The organism is Sphingomonas panaciterrae, assembly GCF_036890205.1.
In the GTDB taxonomy this organism is placed as follows: domain Bacteria; phylum Pseudomonadota; class Alphaproteobacteria; order Sphingomonadales; family Sphingomonadaceae; genus Sphingomonas; species Sphingomonas panaciterrae.
This window is the reverse complement of sequence record NZ_JAKNQR010000003.1, coordinates 56,547-71,969: the sequence shown is the minus strand read 5'-3', so window position 1 is coordinate 71,969 and position 15,423 is coordinate 56,547. Positions and strand designations below refer to the sequence as shown.

The 15,423-nt window shown below is 66.7% G+C and carries 16 protein-coding genes and 1 tRNA gene; 9 read left to right on the top strand and 8 right to left on the bottom strand.

Going from position 1 to position 15,423, the window contains the following annotated elements; translation table 11 throughout:
- The first annotated feature begins 10 nt into the window (after positions 1-10).
- From L8F96_RS10425 to L8F96_RS10415, 3 genes are read left to right on the top strand one after another with little or no spacing between them, the layout of a single operon-like run.
- Positions 11-904, top strand: a complete 894-nt coding sequence (locus L8F96_RS10425) for a dienelactone hydrolase family protein (protein WP_125945102.1) — start codon at positions 11-13, stop codon at positions 902-904.
- Between the two features lie 30 nt (positions 905-934).
- Positions 935-1,564: a glutathione S-transferase family protein gene (locus L8F96_RS10420; RefSeq protein WP_334655957.1), complete on the top strand. Its 630-nt coding sequence runs from the start codon at positions 935-937 to the stop codon at positions 1,562-1,564.
- Between the two features lie 39 nt (positions 1,565-1,603).
- Positions 1,604-2,410 carry an energy transducer TonB gene (locus L8F96_RS10415; protein WP_334655956.1) on the top strand — a complete coding sequence of 269 codons (807 nt, stop codon included), beginning with the start codon at positions 1,604-1,606 and terminating at the stop codon, positions 2,408-2,410.
- A gap of 36 nt (positions 2,411-2,446) precedes the next feature.
- Here the strand turns inward: L8F96_RS10415 and L8F96_RS10410 are convergent, their stop codons facing one another.
- From L8F96_RS10410 to L8F96_RS10400, 3 genes are all read right to left on the bottom strand, one after another.
- Entirely contained in the window at positions 2,447-2,881 is a 435-nt protein-coding gene (locus tag L8F96_RS10410) for an NUDIX domain-containing protein (protein ID WP_334655955.1), read from the bottom strand.
- 39 nt (positions 2,882-2,920) lie between these two features.
- Positions 2,921-4,306 (bottom strand): DEAD/DEAH box helicase, encoded by a 1,386-nt coding sequence (locus tag L8F96_RS10405; protein WP_046409037.1) that lies wholly within the window; start codon positions 4,304-4,306, stop codon positions 2,921-2,923.
- A 103-nt stretch (positions 4,307-4,409) separates the two neighbouring features.
- A complete protein-coding gene (locus tag L8F96_RS10400) occupies positions 4,410-4,859 on the bottom strand; it encodes a hypothetical protein (protein ID WP_231621916.1) in 450 nt (149 codons plus the stop codon).
- Between the two features lie 41 nt (positions 4,860-4,900).
- Here L8F96_RS10400 and L8F96_RS10395 point away from each other — a divergent pair, with 41 nt between their 5' ends.
- A complete protein-coding gene (locus tag L8F96_RS10395) occupies positions 4,901-6,373 on the top strand; it encodes an FAD-binding oxidoreductase (protein ID WP_417158963.1) in 1,473 nt (490 codons plus the stop codon).
- A gap of 54 nt (positions 6,374-6,427) precedes the next feature.
- Positions 6,428-7,192 carry a SapC family protein gene (locus L8F96_RS10390; RefSeq protein ID WP_046409035.1) on the top strand — a complete coding sequence of 255 codons (765 nt, stop codon included), beginning with the start codon at positions 6,428-6,430 and terminating at the stop codon, positions 7,190-7,192.
- Positions 7,193-7,444: 252 nt separating this feature from the next.
- Here the strand turns inward: L8F96_RS10390 and L8F96_RS10385 are convergent, their stop codons facing one another.
- Positions 7,445-8,278, bottom strand: a complete 834-nt coding sequence (locus L8F96_RS10385) for an N-formylglutamate amidohydrolase (RefSeq protein WP_046409034.1) — start codon at positions 8,276-8,278, stop codon at positions 7,445-7,447.
- Between the two features lie 121 nt (positions 8,279-8,399).
- On the opposite strand from L8F96_RS10385, the gene cpdR reads away from it, so the two are divergent.
- The 4 genes from cpdR to L8F96_RS10365 all read left to right on the top strand — a co-directional run bounded on the left by cpdR (position 8,400) and on the right by L8F96_RS10365 (position 11,503).
- Positions 8,400-8,777, top strand: a complete 378-nt coding sequence (gene cpdR / locus L8F96_RS10380; protein WP_125945097.1) for a cell cycle two-component system response regulator CpdR — start codon at positions 8,400-8,402, stop codon at positions 8,775-8,777.
- A 49-nt stretch (positions 8,778-8,826) separates the two neighbouring features.
- Positions 8,827-8,901: transfer RNA gene (locus tag L8F96_RS10375), tRNA-Val, on the top strand.
- Between the two features lie 280 nt (positions 8,902-9,181).
- Positions 9,182-10,846 (top strand): catalase, encoded by a 1,665-nt coding sequence (locus tag L8F96_RS10370; protein ID WP_334655954.1) that lies wholly within the window; start codon positions 9,182-9,184, stop codon positions 10,844-10,846.
- A 54-nt stretch (positions 10,847-10,900) separates the two neighbouring features.
- Positions 10,901-11,503: an ankyrin repeat domain-containing protein gene (locus tag L8F96_RS10365; RefSeq protein WP_334655953.1), complete on the top strand. Its 603-nt coding sequence runs from the start codon at positions 10,901-10,903 to the stop codon at positions 11,501-11,503.
- Between the two features lie 26 nt (positions 11,504-11,529).
- On the opposite strand, the gene L8F96_RS10360 is transcribed toward L8F96_RS10365, so the two are convergent.
- The 4 genes from L8F96_RS10360 to sucC all read right to left on the bottom strand — a co-directional run bounded on the left by L8F96_RS10360 (position 11,530) and on the right by sucC (position 15,398).
- Positions 11,530-12,099 carry a septal ring lytic transglycosylase RlpA family protein gene (locus L8F96_RS10360; protein WP_417158972.1) on the bottom strand — a complete coding sequence of 190 codons (570 nt, stop codon included), beginning with the start codon at positions 12,097-12,099 and terminating at the stop codon, positions 11,530-11,532.
- Between the two features lie 227 nt (positions 12,100-12,326).
- Positions 12,327-13,256 (bottom strand): electron transfer flavoprotein subunit alpha/FixB family protein, encoded by a 930-nt coding sequence (locus L8F96_RS10355; RefSeq protein ID WP_334655951.1) that lies wholly within the window; start codon positions 13,254-13,256, stop codon positions 12,327-12,329.
- Positions 13,257-13,332: 76 nt separating this feature from the next.
- Entirely contained in the window at positions 13,333-14,082 is a 750-nt protein-coding gene (locus tag L8F96_RS10350) for an electron transfer flavoprotein subunit beta/FixA family protein (protein WP_125946175.1), read from the bottom strand.
- 116 nt (positions 14,083-14,198) lie between these two features.
- Positions 14,199-15,398 (bottom strand): ADP-forming succinate--CoA ligase subunit beta, encoded by a 1,200-nt coding sequence (gene sucC, locus L8F96_RS10345; protein ID WP_334655950.1) that lies wholly within the window; start codon positions 15,396-15,398, stop codon positions 14,199-14,201.
- Positions 15,399-15,423 lie beyond the last annotated feature (25 nt).

Here is a 15,423-nt window from a genome sequence, read left to right as displayed (position 1 = left end):
GGGGAAAGCCATGACCGATCCGTCCCTTCGCGACCGCGCCGTCCAGCTCTATGACGCCTTCACCCATGAGCATCGCGATCGGCGCACCTTGCTGCGCCAGATGACCGCGCTGGCCGGCTCCGCCGTCGCGGCCGAGGCGCTGATTGCCGGCATCGCCGCCTCACCCGCGGCCGCAACGATCATCGACCCGGCCGATCCGCGCCTGCTGACCGAGATGCGCATGGGGACGCAGGCTGACAAGCCGGCCCGAGCCTATGTCGCCATGCTGAAGGACCCAGCCACCGGAAGGCCTGCCGCGGCGAAGCGCGGCGTGGTTCTGGTGATTCATGAAAATCGCGGGCTCACGCCGCACATCCAGGATGTCACCCGCCGGCTCGCGCTTGACGGCTTCCTCGCCGTCGCGCCCGATCTGCTCGCGCCGCAGGGCGGAACGCCCGCTGATGAGGACAAGGCGCGCGAGATGATCGGCACGGTCGATTATGATCTGGCGCTGGCGCAGGCGCGCGGCTTTGCCGATGAGCTGCGCACCCTGCCGCAATCGACGGGCAAGGTCGGCATGATCGGCTTTTGCTGGGGCGGCGCGTTCGTCAACCGCATGGCGCTGGCCGGGGGGATCGACGCCGGCGTCTCTTACTACGGCCCCGCCCCAGCCCCGGCCGAGGCGGCGCGCGTCACCATCCCGCTGATGTTCCATTATGCGGAAAAGGACACCCGTGTCGCGCAGACCGGCGATCCCTGGGTTGCGGCGCTGAAGGCAGCGGGCAAGCCGGTACAGGCCTTCACCTATCCCGGCGTCGATCACGCCTTCAATAACGACACCTCCGCCGCGCGCTACGACAAGGCGGCGGCCGATCTCGCCTGGCAGCGCAGCACCGCCTTTCTCCACCGCTATCTGGATCGCTGACGCCCGCCAATCTCACGGGGAGCAGACACGATGGCCGATGATCTGATCTTCTACACCAATCCCATGTCGCGCGGGCGCATCGCCCGCTGGATGCTGGAGGAGGTCGGCACACCCTATGCGGTGCGGCTGGTCGACTGGGGGGACAAGCCCGCCGATTTCCTCGCCGCCAATCCGATGGGAAAGGTGCCGACGATCGTTCACCACGGCCGCGTGGTCAGCGAGGCGGCGGCGATCATCGCCTATCTCGCCGACAGCTTCCCCGCCGCTGGCCTTGCCCCCACGGCAGAGGAACGGGCGGATTATTACCGCTGGCTGTTCTTCGCCGCCGGCCCGCTGGAGGCAGCCAGCACCAATCTCGCCATGGGCGTGGTCCCCACACCGCAGCAGCAGGTCATGCTCGGCTATGGCAGCATCGACCGGGTGGTGAGCACGCTGCGCACCGCCGCCGGCGCGCATGATTATATCGCCGGTGATCGCTTCACCGCCGCCGATGTCTATGTCGGCAGCCATATCGACTGGGGGCGGCAGACCGGGGCGCTGCCCGATGATCCGGCGTTCACCCGCTACCTCGATCGGGTGATGGCGCGTCCCGCCGCAATCCGCGCGCGGGAGCTCGACGATGCGCTCGCGGGACAGATCGCGCCGCACTCCGGCGACTGAGCCAGCAGCCGTTCAGCGATCCCGTGCGTTGTGCCGCGCATGGCCTATGGCACGATCGATCGGCAGCGGCTGACGCGGGAGCGCGTGATTGGCGCAGGCGCCGCGATCATCGTGCAACTCGCGCTCGGCTATGCGCTGATCACTGGCCTTGCCGTGTCATTCCCGACAGCCGTCGAGAACGGGCTGAAGCTGTTCACCGCCGAACCAACGCCGCCGCCACCACCGCCGCCACCTGTGCCACCGCCGCCGCGCCCGACGGTCGCCCCTCCGGAGGGCCGCGCCTCCGCGCCCAACCTGCGCAGCCGCGCCGCGCCCGTCGCCGCCCCGACGCCGATCGTCGTGACACCCCCGCCGCCGCCGCCCGTGGTCGCCGCCCCGCGGCCCTATGTGGCCAATGATTTCATGTCCGGCTCGGCCGACGTGCGTGGCCCTGGCACGGGGGCCGGGGGCAGCGGCGACGGATTTGGCAGCGGCGGGGCGGGCGATGGCGATGGCAGCGGCGGCGGATCGCCGGAAACCGCGCCCCGCTTCCTGCGCGGCCGGATGAGTACGTCCGACCTGCCGGAGGCGCTGTTCGTCTCGGGGTTCAATGGCACAGTCGGGGTGCGCTACCTCGTCACCACCGACGGGCGCGTGCGCGACTGTGTGGTCACCCGGTCCAGCGGCAACGCCACCGTCGATGCGATCACGTGCCGCCTGATCCGCGAGCGCTTCCGCTTCCGCCCCTCGCTCGATGGCGACGGGCGCCCGGTGAACGCCTGGATCGTCGAAAACCATAGCTGGGAGGTGGAGGCGGACACGGTCGAGGAGACGGAGACCATCCGCCGCCGGCGCCTGCGCTGGTAACCGGGAAGTGGTCGGGCCGGTGTTCGCGCGACGCTACTACCAGCGGCCGATGCCATGCGCCCCTGCGCGATGCTCGTCGATCCGCCGCCGCGTCGCCGGGGAGGTACCGTCGGGCAGCGCATCGAGCGCAAACCAGCCTGCCTCCGCAATCTCGCGCCGGTCCGCCGCACGCAGCGCCGCGGGGTCATCCACCACGCAGCGATAGACGACGACATGATCGTCCTTCGCTTCGCCGCGGTTGTGATACACTCCTAGCAACCCCGCAATCGTGACCGCGCGCAGCCCGACCTCCTCGATCAGCTCGCGTCGGATCGCCGCATCGGCGCTCTCTCCCCGATCGACGCCGCCGCCGGGCAGATACCATCCGTCGATATAATGATGGCGGACCAGCGCCACGCGCCCGGCAGGGTCAAGCACCAGCGCGCGAACGCCAAAGGTTCGCGGGCGGACGATCCGTGCGTAAAGTCGCATGGCGCGTCCGGCAGCCCGGTAGCGCCAAGCCACCATCGGTCAGGAGCCGAGCGACACGCTCAGGAAGGCCGGAACCGGGCCGTTCCACCCCGAATCCGATCCGGCATCGCTGTCGATGCGGCTGTCCTGACGCTGCGGCTGCGCCCGGCGGCTGCGCTCGGGCGCGCGCTCCTGCTCGCGCGGGGGCTGCGGCGCGCGGGCGACGGGCGCTTCCGCCTCGCGCTCTGGCACCGGCCGCTCGTCACGCCGGCGATCGCTGCCCTGGCGCCGCGCACGCGGCGGCCGGCCCTGCTCTTCGGCCTCTACCACGACGGTGCGGCGCTGGATCTTCTGGCCGGTAAGCTTCTCGATATTCTCGATATTCTCGGCGTCGTCCGGGCCAACGAGCGTATAGGCGATTCCGGTCGCCCCACCGCGCCCGGTACGCCCGATACGATGGACGTAATCGTCCGGGTGCCAGGGCGCGTCGAAGTTGAAGACGTGGCTGACACCCTTGATGTCCAGCCCGCGGGCCGCGACGTCGGAGGCGACCAGGATATTGATATCGCCGGCCTTGAACCGCTCCAGCTCCGCGATCCGCGCCGGCTGTTCCATGTCGCCATGGATTTCGCCCGCCGCAAAACCGTGTTTCTTCAGGCTCTTGTTCAGCTCCCGCACGGTCGTCTTGCGGTTGCAGAAGATGATCGCGGTGGTCACGGCCTCTTCACGCAGCAACTGGCGAAGCACCGCCCTTTTCTCGAACGCCGCGCCCTTCACCGGCACCACCCATTGGGTGATGTTGATGTTGGTGCTCGCCGGCCGGGCGACCTCGATTGTCTTGGGATTGCTGAGGAACTTGTCCGCCAGCTTCTTGATCGGCGGCGGCATCGTTGCCGAAAACAGCAACGTCTGGCGCTGCTTGGGCAATTTGGTGCAGATTTCCTCGATATCGGGGATGAACCCCATGTCGAGCATCCGGTCCGCCTCGTCGATCACCAGCATGCTGCAGCCGTTGAGCAGGATCTTGCCGCGGCTGAACAGGTCCATCAAACGGCCCGGCGTCGCGATCAGCACGTCGACGCCGCGTTCCAGCGCCTTGACCTGGTCGCCCATCTGCACGCCGCCGATCAGCAGCGCCATCGATAGCTTGTGATACTTGCCGTAGATTTCGAAATTCTCGGCGACCTGCGCGGCCAGCTCGCGCGTCGGCTCCAGGATCAGGCTGCGCGGCATCAGCGCGCGCGCGCGGCCATGTGCCAGAATGTCGATCATCGGCAGCACGAACGACGCGGTCTTGCCGGTGCCGGTCTGCGCGATCCCGATGATGTCGCGCATCATCAACACGCTGGGGATGGCGGACGCCTGGATCGGAGTCGGGTCGGTATAGCCCGTATCGCCGACGGCGCGGAGGAGTTCTTCTGACAAGCCGAGGTCGGCGAAGCTCATGGCAATCCTGAAAAGAAGGCGCGTCGATGCTGCCCTTTTATCGTGCGGGCGAGACGCGATTGTGCCTTCGATGTCAAGGTAGAGCGGTGCGCAAGGCCGCTTTTTAGGACGGATTCTTCGGGATGAGCAGCCGAAAGCGACTTATTTCACACTGTCGGCCCGATCGGGTGCGCAACACGTCGCGCCGGGCGCAGAACTTTCCGTCCTTGGAACGCTTCAGGTAGAAGCCGCCGTAGAAATTCAGTGTCGGGCAATCACGGTCGAGCTTGGCGCGCAGCCGGCGCCCGTCGGTGACGATCAGGTCGATGTCGCCGTCCGGGGAGATGCTGGCGCTCGCCAGCCGGTCCATCGGCACGCATTTGGGCGCCTTCTTCTCCTCCCAGGTGACCGGCGCGGCGCGCTGCGCCCGCGACGGCCCGGGCAGCCGCGGGATGCGAATGATGATCCGCTCGCGAGTCGACAGCTGCGCATAGCGCTCGTCCGCCGGCCCGGCAGCGATTGCCAGGGGCGCAGCCATGAGCAGCGGAAGCATGGGGCAGGCGCGGATCAGCATGGATAGGCCCCCGTCGCTGCCCATCGAAGTTTGAACCCTTGATGAATTCGCGCGATGAAGCGGCGATGACCCCGCGCCAGACCCGCCTCATACAATCGCTCGCCGATACCCTGCCCGATCGCGCGATCGTCACTGATCGTACCGATATCGCACCGTGGGAAACCGACTGGCGGCAGCGGTGGCACGGCACGGCGCCGATCCTGTTTGCGCCTGACAGCGTGGCGCAGGTGCAGGCGATCGTCGCCGCGGCGGGCCGTGAGCGGGCGCCGTTGGTGCCGCAGGGCGGCAACACCTCGATGGTGGGCGGCGCCACCCCGCCCGCAGATGGCACCGCGGCGATCCTGTCGCTGCGGCGCCTCAACCGGATTCGCTCGATCGACGCCGATGCAGGGCTGGCGATCGTCGAGGCTGGCGTGATCCTCGCTGATCTCCATGCCGCGGCAGCAGCGGTGGGTCGTCGCTTCCCGCTGACCCTCGGCAGCCGCGGCTCCGCGACGATCGGCGGCCTGGTCTCCACCAACGCCGGGGGTACCCAGGTGCTGCGCTGGGGCACGATGCGCGGGCTTGTGGCCGGGGTGGAGGCGGTGCTGGCGGATGGCAGTCTTTATGACGGTCTCGCTGCGTTGAAAAAGGACAATCGTGGCTATGATCCGAACCAGCTGCTGATCGGCGCCGAGGGCACGCTCGGCATCGTCACCGCCGCAACGCTTCGCCTTGCCCCGGCAATTGCCAGCCGGGCGGTCGGCTGGATCGGCCTTGCCAGCCCCGACGACGCGCTGCGCCTTTTGCGGCGCTTCCAGGCGGCGGGCGATCTGGTCGAAAGCTTCGAGCTCTTGCCTGCCGAATCCCTTGCGGCAGTACTGGCGCATGTTCCCGGTGCCCGCGCGCCGCTTGCCGGCGAGCATCGCTGGCACGTGCTGGTGGAGGCGGTAATCAGCGATCCCGACGCCCCCTCGCCTGCGCAGTTCATCGAGCGTGTGCTCGTCCAGGCGATCGCCGAGAACATGGTCGAGGATGCGACCATCGCCGTGAACGAGGCGCAGGCGGAGGCATTCTGGCGCATCCGCGATTCCATCTCGGACGCCGAACGCGCCACCGGGCCAGCCGCGCAGCACGACATATCGGTGCCGGTGGAGGCCATGCCCCGCTTCCTGATCGAGGCGGCGGCGGCGTGCGAAGCGCGCTTCCCCGGCACCCGCGCCAGCGGTTTCGGCCACCTGGGCGACGGCAACGTCCATTTCCACGTCCGTGCGCCACGGGGCGCCGATCGCGCAACATGGCTGGCCGAGGAAGCACCCGTCGTCACCCGCTTCGTCGACGATCTCGTGGTCGCGGCGGGCGGCTCGATCTCCGCCGAACATGGTATCGGCCAGATGAAGCTTGCCGAACTGGAACGCCTGTCGCCGCCGCCGCGCATGGCGATGCTGCGCGCGATCAAGCAGGCGCTTGATCCGCATGGCATCTTCAACCCGGGCAAACTGGTGGCGCTTGCGCCCGGCGCGGTGGCCGAATAGGGGCCGAAATCGAGCTTTTTGGGTCGTACCCGCACCCGCATCTGGAGAGTAATCATGGCCAGCGCGCCGCAGCAGCTTCCGCTTTTCTACAACGGCCTCGAGCCGCTTTCGAGCGACCTGCATGCCGACTACAAGATCCGCCCGGCCGCGACCGCGCCGTTCCTGACGACGCAGCACGCCATCCCGGTGACGGTCGATGAATTCGCGCTGGTGCAGCGTTACATGCCGATCGTCTTTTCCGCCGGCGAGGATTCGATCCCGATCGCGCTGATGGGCCTGAACGAGGGCGTGAACGTGTTCGTCGATGCCGACGGCAAGCTGATCGACAACACCTTCTACGTCCCCGCCTACATCCGCCGCTATCCCTATCTCCTCGCCCGCCTGCGTCCCGACGCGGAGGAGCTGTCGCTCTGCTTCGACCCGACGTCGGACACGATCGGCCAGTTCGATGAGGGCGAGCCGCTGTTCGAGAACGGCCAGCCGAGCGACGTGACCAAGAACATCCTGGCCTTCAACGAGCAGTTCGAACAGGCCGGCGCCCGCACCGCCCAGTTCATGAACGAGCTGCGCGAATCCGAACTGCTGATGGACGGTGAAGTCTCGATCCAGCAGGAAGGGTTCGAGCAGCCGTTCGTGTATCGCGGCTTCCAGATGGTCAACGAAGAGAAGCTGCAGGGCCTGCGCGGCGACCAGCTGCGCAAGATGGTGCAGAGCGGGATGCTGCCGCTGCTGTATGCGCACCTGTTCTCGCTGTCGCTGATGCGCGAAGTGTTCGCGCGCCAGGTACAGATGGGCAAGATGCCGCAGCCGACGCTCTGACCGCGCTGGCGGCAAGCCTCCAATGAACCGGACGGGCGCGGGGACAATCCTGCGCCCGTTTGTCGTTGGGGCGCGGGCATCGCGCGACACCTTTTGCCGTATCAGCCAGGGTTCTTGAAACCGATTGCCGGTCTCTTATGTTATAAAGGTACGGTTTCCGTGTCCCCCCTTTCGCGGAACCGTATGGCACACCTTCTGGTGTGTCTCCTCCCTGAACCTTGGCCACCTCGGGCACCGCCCGGGGTGGTTTTTTTATTCGGCGGCGAGCCGCTCGGGCCCAGCGATCGCCTCATCGGCCAGCGCGTCGAGGATTTCGCGGACTAGCTGCACGATACGCCCGTGTCCCGGCCCCGCGCCGTCCATCCGGCTGTCGAGGTATAAGGAGCGATCGATCTCCAGCTGGATGGCGTGAATGCCCTGCTCTGGCGCGCCGTGCCGCTCCAGGATATATCCGCCGGCGTAAGGGACGTTGAGCGCCTGCGGCAGGTGCCCCGCTGCCACCGCCGCCTCCACCCGGTTCACGAAACGGCTGTCCGCCGATCGGCCGAAGCGGTCCCCGATCACGATCCGCGTCCGGCTGCCACGGATCGGCGGCATGGAATGAAGGTCCAGCAGCACCGCCACGCCAAAACGCGCACGCGCGGCCGCCAACGCCGCCGCCAGCGCCGCGTGATAGGGACGATGCGCCGCGTTGATCCGCGCGATCACGTCGTCGGCGCTCAGCCGCTTGCGCCACAATTCCCCCGCCGCGGTGGTGCGCCGCGGCACCAGCCCCAGCCCGCTGCGTACCTTGGCGCTCAGGTGGCCGGTACGTGCGCCATCGTCGAGCATCGGGTCGCGATCATCCTCCGCCCGGTTCAGGTCGATCCACGCGCGCGCCGCCTGCTGGATCAGCGTCGTCTCGCCGCCACGCGCGGCCATCGCCACCGAATCGATCAGCCGGTCTTCCAGCATCGTCAGCGCCGCGAATGGCACCCGCAGCGAATCGCGCACGCCCTCGGGATAGCAGCGCCCCGCGTGCGGCACCGACAGCACGACCGGGCTGGCGGGCGGCACGTCACCGTATGAGATGAAGCACGCGTCCATCGCTCGCCAACCTATGGGCAGGCGGCACGTCTCGCAATGCGGGCGCACAGCGATCAACGCGCGTCTGGAAAATATTAAGCGATCTTCCCATAAGCTGCCGGTTGAGCACAGGAACCCACGAATGATCCGAATTTTGCTGGCCGAGGACGACCAGGTCATGCGCGAATATCTGGCGCGTGCGCTGGAAAAGTCCGGATATGCGGTCACCGCGGTGGACCGCGGCACGGCCGCGCTGCCGCTCATCGAGGAGGAGGAATTCGACCTTCTCCTCACCGATATCGTCATGCCTGAAATGGATGGCATCGAACTGGCGCAGAAAGCCGGGGAGATCCGCCCCAAGCTGCGCGTCATGTTCATCACCGGCTTCGCCGCCGTCACGCTGAAGGCTGGCCAAGCAATGCCGCAGGCCCGTGTCCTCTCCAAGCCGTTCCACCTGCGCGATCTCGTGATGGAGGTCGATCGCATGTTCGAAGTGGGAGAATTTCAGGGTTTGAGCTGAACAGGGGTTGCGCACTCCCGGCAGCCCGGCTAATGGCGCCGCTCCCCGTGGGCGTGTAGCTCAGTGGTAGAGCACTGTGTTGACATCGCAGGGGTCGCAAGTTCAATCCTTGCCACGCCCACCATAAAAAGCCCTGCCAGGCGATCCGCTTGGCAGGGCTTTTTTGATTTTCCCATCTTTACCTCATTCAACAGGCTCGCCGGGTCGCGCATCAGCGCGCCTCAACAGCATCCGACGGCACCGAGCCGGTGGGACCGCCTGGGCTTCATCATCAGATTGTTCGATTTGTGTAAGCGGGCAGTCTCGTTTCGTGGCGGAATCGACTGCTCTTAGTGGGACGTGACCCGGCAGAGACCGGAACCCACCTCGCCGCGCGGCGCCGCGGCACAACAAAGAGATATGTGATGAACGCCAGCTTGAAGGCGCGCGCGCTCCGCGCGGCCGCGTTGCTCCTCGGAGGGGTCGCGCTCCCTCTTCCCGCCATTGCACAGTCGGTGAGCGATGCCGATGCGTCGGCCGCCGCGCGGATGCAGACCGGCCCGGCACCGGTGGCCCCGGGCGCTGCACCGCCGCGCGTCGACCTCTCGCGCGGCCCCGCCATGCAGTTCACGCGCGACAATGGCGCGCCGATCGGCGAGAATCGTCATTCCAAGGCCGCCGGCGATTTCGGCCCGGTCCTGCTGGAAGACGCGCACCTCATCGAAAAGCTTGCCCGTTTCGATCGTGAGCGCGTGCCCGAGCGCGTCGTTCATGCCCGCGGCACTGGTGCCCATGGCGTGTTCAAGGCGACCGCGGACATTTCCGACCTGACCAAGGCATCGCTCTTCGCGCAGGGCAAGGAAACGCCGGTGTTCGTCCGCTTCTCCACCGTGATCCACGGCAAGGACAGTCCTGAATTCGCCCGCGACCCGCATGGCTTCGCGACGAAATTCTACACCGATCAGGGCAATTGGGACCTGGTGGGCAACAACCTGCCCATCTTCTTCATCCGCGATGCGATCCAGTTCCCGGACATGATCCATTCGCTGAAGCCCGATCCCGTGCTCAACAAGCAGGATCCCAACCGCTTCTTCGACTTCTTCTCGGCCACGCCCGAGGCGACCAACATGATCACCCAGGTCTTCTCCAACCTGGGCACGCCCGCCTCGTACCGCACGATGGACGGCAATGGCGTGCACGCGTTCAAGCTGGTCAATGCGAAGGGCGAGACGGTTTTCGCCAAGTTCCGCTGGATCAGCCGCCAGGGCGTCCACAATTACAAGGCGGACGACGCGGTAAAGGCCGGCTTCAACTATCTGACCGATGATCTTTATGCGGAAATCGCCAAGGGCAATTTCCCGAGCTGGGATCTGATGATCCAGATCATGCCCGAAAGCGAGTTTGCGAAGCTCGACTATAATCCCTTCGACGACACCAAGGAGTGGCTGGGCGTGCCGTTCCGCAAGATCGGCGAGATGACGCTCAACAAGGTGCCGGACAATTTCTTCGAATGGACCGAACAGTCCGCGTTTGCCCCCTCCAACATGGTCCCGGGGATCGAGCCCTCGCTCGATCGCATGCTCCAGGGCCGCCTGTTCTCCTATGCCGATACGCAGCGCTATCGCGTTGGCGCGAGTGTCATGTCGCTGCCGGTCAATCGCCCGCGCGTGGCGGTCGTGAACAACAACCAGGATGGGCAGCTCAATGCGTCAGGTCGTGACAGCAGCGTCAATTATTTCCCGGCGGCCGCAGCGCCCAAGGAAACGGCCGACACGTTCCGCAACTCGACCTACACGGTGAATGCGGTGGTGGATTCGCGGCCGATCGCGAAGACCAACAACTTCAAGCAGGCCGGCATCTTCTACCGTTCGCTGCCGGCCGCGGAAAAGGTCGACCTGATCCGCAACCTTGCCGCCGATCTCGGGCAGGTGCGCTCGGACCGTACCCGCACGATCATGGTGAGCTATTTCTACCAGGCCGACCCGGACTACGGCACGCGCATGGCGAAGGCCGTCAACGTGCCGCTCGCCGAGGTGAAGCGCGCCGTCGCCGAATATCAGGCGGCCAACCCCGAACAGCCCACCAACTAACCCCTCCGGGCCGCCTGCCACGGCGGGCGGCCCCCTTTCTTTCGGAACACCAACATGATTTCGCTGATCGCCGCTGCGCTACTGGCGGGGACTGCCCCGCAGGGCGCCGCCGCCTCACCGCCCGCTCTCCCCGCTGCGATTCCCTCCCCGGAACGCCGACAGGAATTGCTGTTCGAGGCCGCACGGCTCGGCCGCACCGATCTGATCGCCCCGCTGATCACCGCCGGTGCAGACGTCAATGCCCGCGATCGCCGCGGGTTCACGCCCGTGATCCTCGCCGCTTACGCCGGGCATCGCGACACGCTCGACGCCCTGCTCGCCGCCGGCGCCGACGCCTGCCTGGCTGACGCGGGCCAGGGGAATACCGCGCTGATGGGCGTCGCCTTCAAGGGTGAGGATGCGATCGCCGAGCGCCTGCTCGCTGCCGGCTGCGACGTGAATGCGCGCAACAAGGCCGGACAGACCGCGCTGATGATGGCCGCGCTGTTCAATCGCACCCGCCAGATCGAGCTGCTCCTCGCCGCTGGCGCCGATCCCGCGCTGGCCGACGCCTCAGGCCGAATCGCCGCCGAGGTCGCCCGCGCGCAGGGCAATGATATGGTTACCAAGCGGCTCGCCAGTCCGGCGGCGCGCGAAGCAGCCCCCAAAAGGCCCTGAGCGGCCACGCGGTTCGCCTGCGCGCTTCAGGGCGCCTGAACCAGCCCCTGCCGCACGCCGGCGGCCAATTGCGCGCGCAGATTGGCCAGTGCCTGATCCGACACGCGCTCGCGCTCCCGCGCCGGCTTCCCGCGACGAAGCCGCTTGCGGTCCTTCTCCGGCGGGTCGACGATCCGCACGCGCACCGGGATGATACCGGCCCGTTTCGCGCCCAGTTGCTCGGCCGCCCCACGCGACAGGTCGATCACCCGCCCCCGGGCGAAGGGGCCACGGTCATTGACCCGCACGACGATCGTGCGCCCCGTCTCCAGCGACGTCACCTCGACATAGCTTGGCAGTGGCAGCGTCGGGTGCGCCGCCGTCACCCATTTGGGGCGAAACCGCTCGCCCAGCGCGACCCGGTTTCCGCTTTCCGAGCCGTACCAGCTGGCATAGCCCAGAACGTCCAGGTTCGGGTCGGCCGCCGGCGTATAGGTCACGCCACGCACCGTATAAGGCTTGCCGATCTTGACGGGCGTGTCGCTGACGGGACGGAATTTCTGCGATGCGCAGGCGGACAGGGCAAGCGCCAGAACGGCGACCAGCGGCAGGCGCATCACGCTTCTATCTAATCCACCCATTGCGATCGGCTTAGACGACGCGGCCCAGCCTCTGCAATGCAGCGGTGACGTGTGTTTGGGGAAGATCGCGCCGCAAATGAGCGGCGACTGGCTGCCATCCTGCGGCAGAGCGCACGCACATGGCGTCTCGGCAGCAGCAGCGACGACGCTCATCAGAGCGCCGCCGGCCGTGGCGCGATCCGCTGGACCGCGCCGGAACGGGATCAGAGCTTCTCGGTCAGCTCCGGGACGACCTTGAACAGGTCGCCGACGAGGCCGATGTCCGCGACCTGGAAGATCGGGGCATCCTCGTCCTTGTTGATGGCGATGATGGTCTTGGAATCCTTCATGCCGGCAAGGTGCTGGATCGCGCCCGAGATGCCGACCGCGATATAGACTTCCGGGGCGACGATCTTGCCGGTCTGGCCGACCTGATAGTCGTTCGGCACGAAGCCAGCGTCCACCGCCGCGCGGCTGGCGCCGACACCGGCACCCAGCTTGTCGGCCAGCGGCTCGATCAGCTTGGCAAAGTTCTCGCCGTTCTGCAGCGCGCGGCCGCCGGAGACGATGATCTTCGCGCTGGCCAGCTCCGGACGTGCGCTCTTGGCGATTTCCGAGCTCTCGTAGGTCGACAGGCCCTGGTCGCCGGTCGAGGCGACTGCTTCGACGGCGGCCGAACCACCCTCTGCCGCTGCCTTCTCGAACGCCGTGGTACGGACGGTGAGCACCTTCTTCGCGTCCGACGTCTGCACCGTCGCGATCGCGTTGCCGGCGTAGATCGGACGCGTGAACGTGTCCTCGCTCTCGACCGACAGCACTTCGGAGATCTGCATCACGTCCAGCAACGCAGCGACGCGCGGCGCGATGTTCTTGGCCGACGTGGTGGCCGGCGCGACGAACGCGTCGTGATGGCCCATCAGCTCGACGACCAGCGGCGCGACGTTCTCGGCCAGCGCATGCGCATAGGCGTCGTCGTCAGCGACGTGGACCTTGCCCACGCCGGCGATCTTGGCGGCTTCCTGCGCCACGCCATCGACGCCCTTGCCGGCGACCAGCAGGTGAACTTCACCCAGCTTCGACGCGGCGGTCACCGCGGCGAGCGTGGCATCCTTGACGGTCGAACCGTCATGCTCGACCCAAACCAGAGTCTTCATCTTGAACCTCTTTCCTCTCCCCGTCGGGGCCGCGTCCACGCGGCGCCCGGAACGGGATCAGTGACCGGCGGTGCGCTTACTTCGCGACGCCCATCGCCTTGAGCTTCATCACCAGCTCGTCGACATCGGCAACCTTGATGCCCGCCTGGCGCTTACCCGGCTCGACGACCTTCAGCGTCTTGACGCGCGGCGCGGTGTCGACGCCGTAGTCGGCGGCGGTCTTGGTCGCGAGCGGCTTCGACTTCGCCTTCATGATGTTCGGCAGCGAGGCGTAGCGCGGCTCGTTCAGGCGAAGATCGGTGGTGACGATCGCCGGCAGCTTGAACGAATCGGTCTCGAGACCGCCGTCCACTTCGCGCGTGACCTTGACGGTCTCGCCCTCGACTTCGACCTTGGACGCGAACGTGCCCTGGCCCCAGCCGAGCAGGCCGGCAAGCATCTGGCCGGTCTGGTTGTTGTCGTCGTCGATCGCCTGCTTGCCCAGGATGATGAGCTGCGGCTGTTCCTCGGCGGCAACCGCCTTCAGGATCTTCGCGACGGCGAGCGGCTCAACCTTGTCGTCCGAGGTGACGAGAATCGCGCGATCCGCACCCATGGCAAGCGCGGTACGCAGCGTTTCCTGCGCCTTCGCCTCACCGATCGACACGACCACGATCTCGGTCGCCACGCCCTTTTCCTTCAGGCGGATGGCTTCCTCGACCGCGATCTCGTCGAACGGGTTCATGCTCATCTTGACGTTGGCCAGATCGACCCCCGTCCCGTCCGCCTTCACGCGGGGCTTCACATTATAGTCAAGCACGCGCTTGACCGGCACCAGAACCTTCATTCCACTCTCCCAAGCGTCACCCCAGCAAGCGCTGGAGTCTCCCGGTTGTGTCGCGCTCCATGTCGGGGAGATGCCGGCCGGAGCCGGCATGACGATGGAGAACGATCAGTCGAAACTTACGCCGCCTTCTTCACCTCGGCGACGATCTTCTGCGCGGCATCGCCCAGGTCGTTCGCAGGAACGATGGCGAGGCCAGAGTTGGCGAGGATTTCCTTGCCCTTCTCGACATTGGTGCCCTCGAGGCGAACGACAAGCGGCACCGACAGATTAACTTCCTTCGCCGCGGCGACGATGCCGTCGGCGATGATGTCGCACTTCATGATCCCGCCGAAGATGTTGACGAGGATGCCCTTCACGTTCGGATCGGCGAGGATGATCTTGAACGCCGCGGTCACCTTCTCCTTCGATGCGCCGCCGCCGACGTCGAGGAAGTTCGCCGGGAACATGCCGTTCAGCTTGATGATGTCCATCGTCGCCATGGCAAGGCCCGCGCCGTTCACCATGCAGCCGATGTCGCCGTCGAGCTTGATGTAGGCGAGGTCGTACTTCGACGCTTCCAGCTCGGCCGGGTCTTCCTCGGTCTCGTCGCGCAGCTCGGCCAGGTCCTTGTGGCGGAACATGGCGTTGCCGTCGAAGCCGACCTTCGCGTCGAGCACCATCAGCTTGTTGTCGTCGGTGACGGCAAGCGGGTTGATCTCGATCTGCGCGGCATCGGTGCCGAGGAAGGCGTCATATACCTTGCTCGCGAGGCTCTGCGCCTGCTTGGCGAGATCGCCGGTAAGGCCCAGCGCATGCGCGACGGCGCGGCCGTGGTGCGGCTGGAAACCCGTTGCCGGATCGACGGCGAAGGTGTGGATCTTCTCCGGCGTGTCGTGCGCAACGGTCTCGATGTCCATGCCACCTTCGGTCGATACGACGAAGGCGACGCGGCCGGTGGCGCGATCGACCAGCACGGCGAGGTAGAATTCCTTGGCGATGTCGACGCCGTCGGTGACGTACAGGCGGTTGACCTGCTTGCCGGCATCACCCGTCTGGATCGTCACCAGCGTGTTGCCGAGCATCTCGGTCGCGGCGTGGCGAACCTCGTCCTCGGTCTTGGCGAGGCGGACACCACCCTTGGCCTCAGCCGGCAGTTCCTTGAACTTGCCCTTGCCGCGGCCGCCGGCGTGGATCTGCGCCTTCACGACATAAAGCGGCCCGGGCAGCTTCTTGGAGGCTTCCACTGCTTCCTCGACGGTCATCGCCGCATAGCCCGCGGGAACGGGCACGCCGAACTTCGCCAGCAGTTCCTTGGCCTGATATTCGTGGATGTTCATGCCGGAGCTCGCCTTACAAAACCGA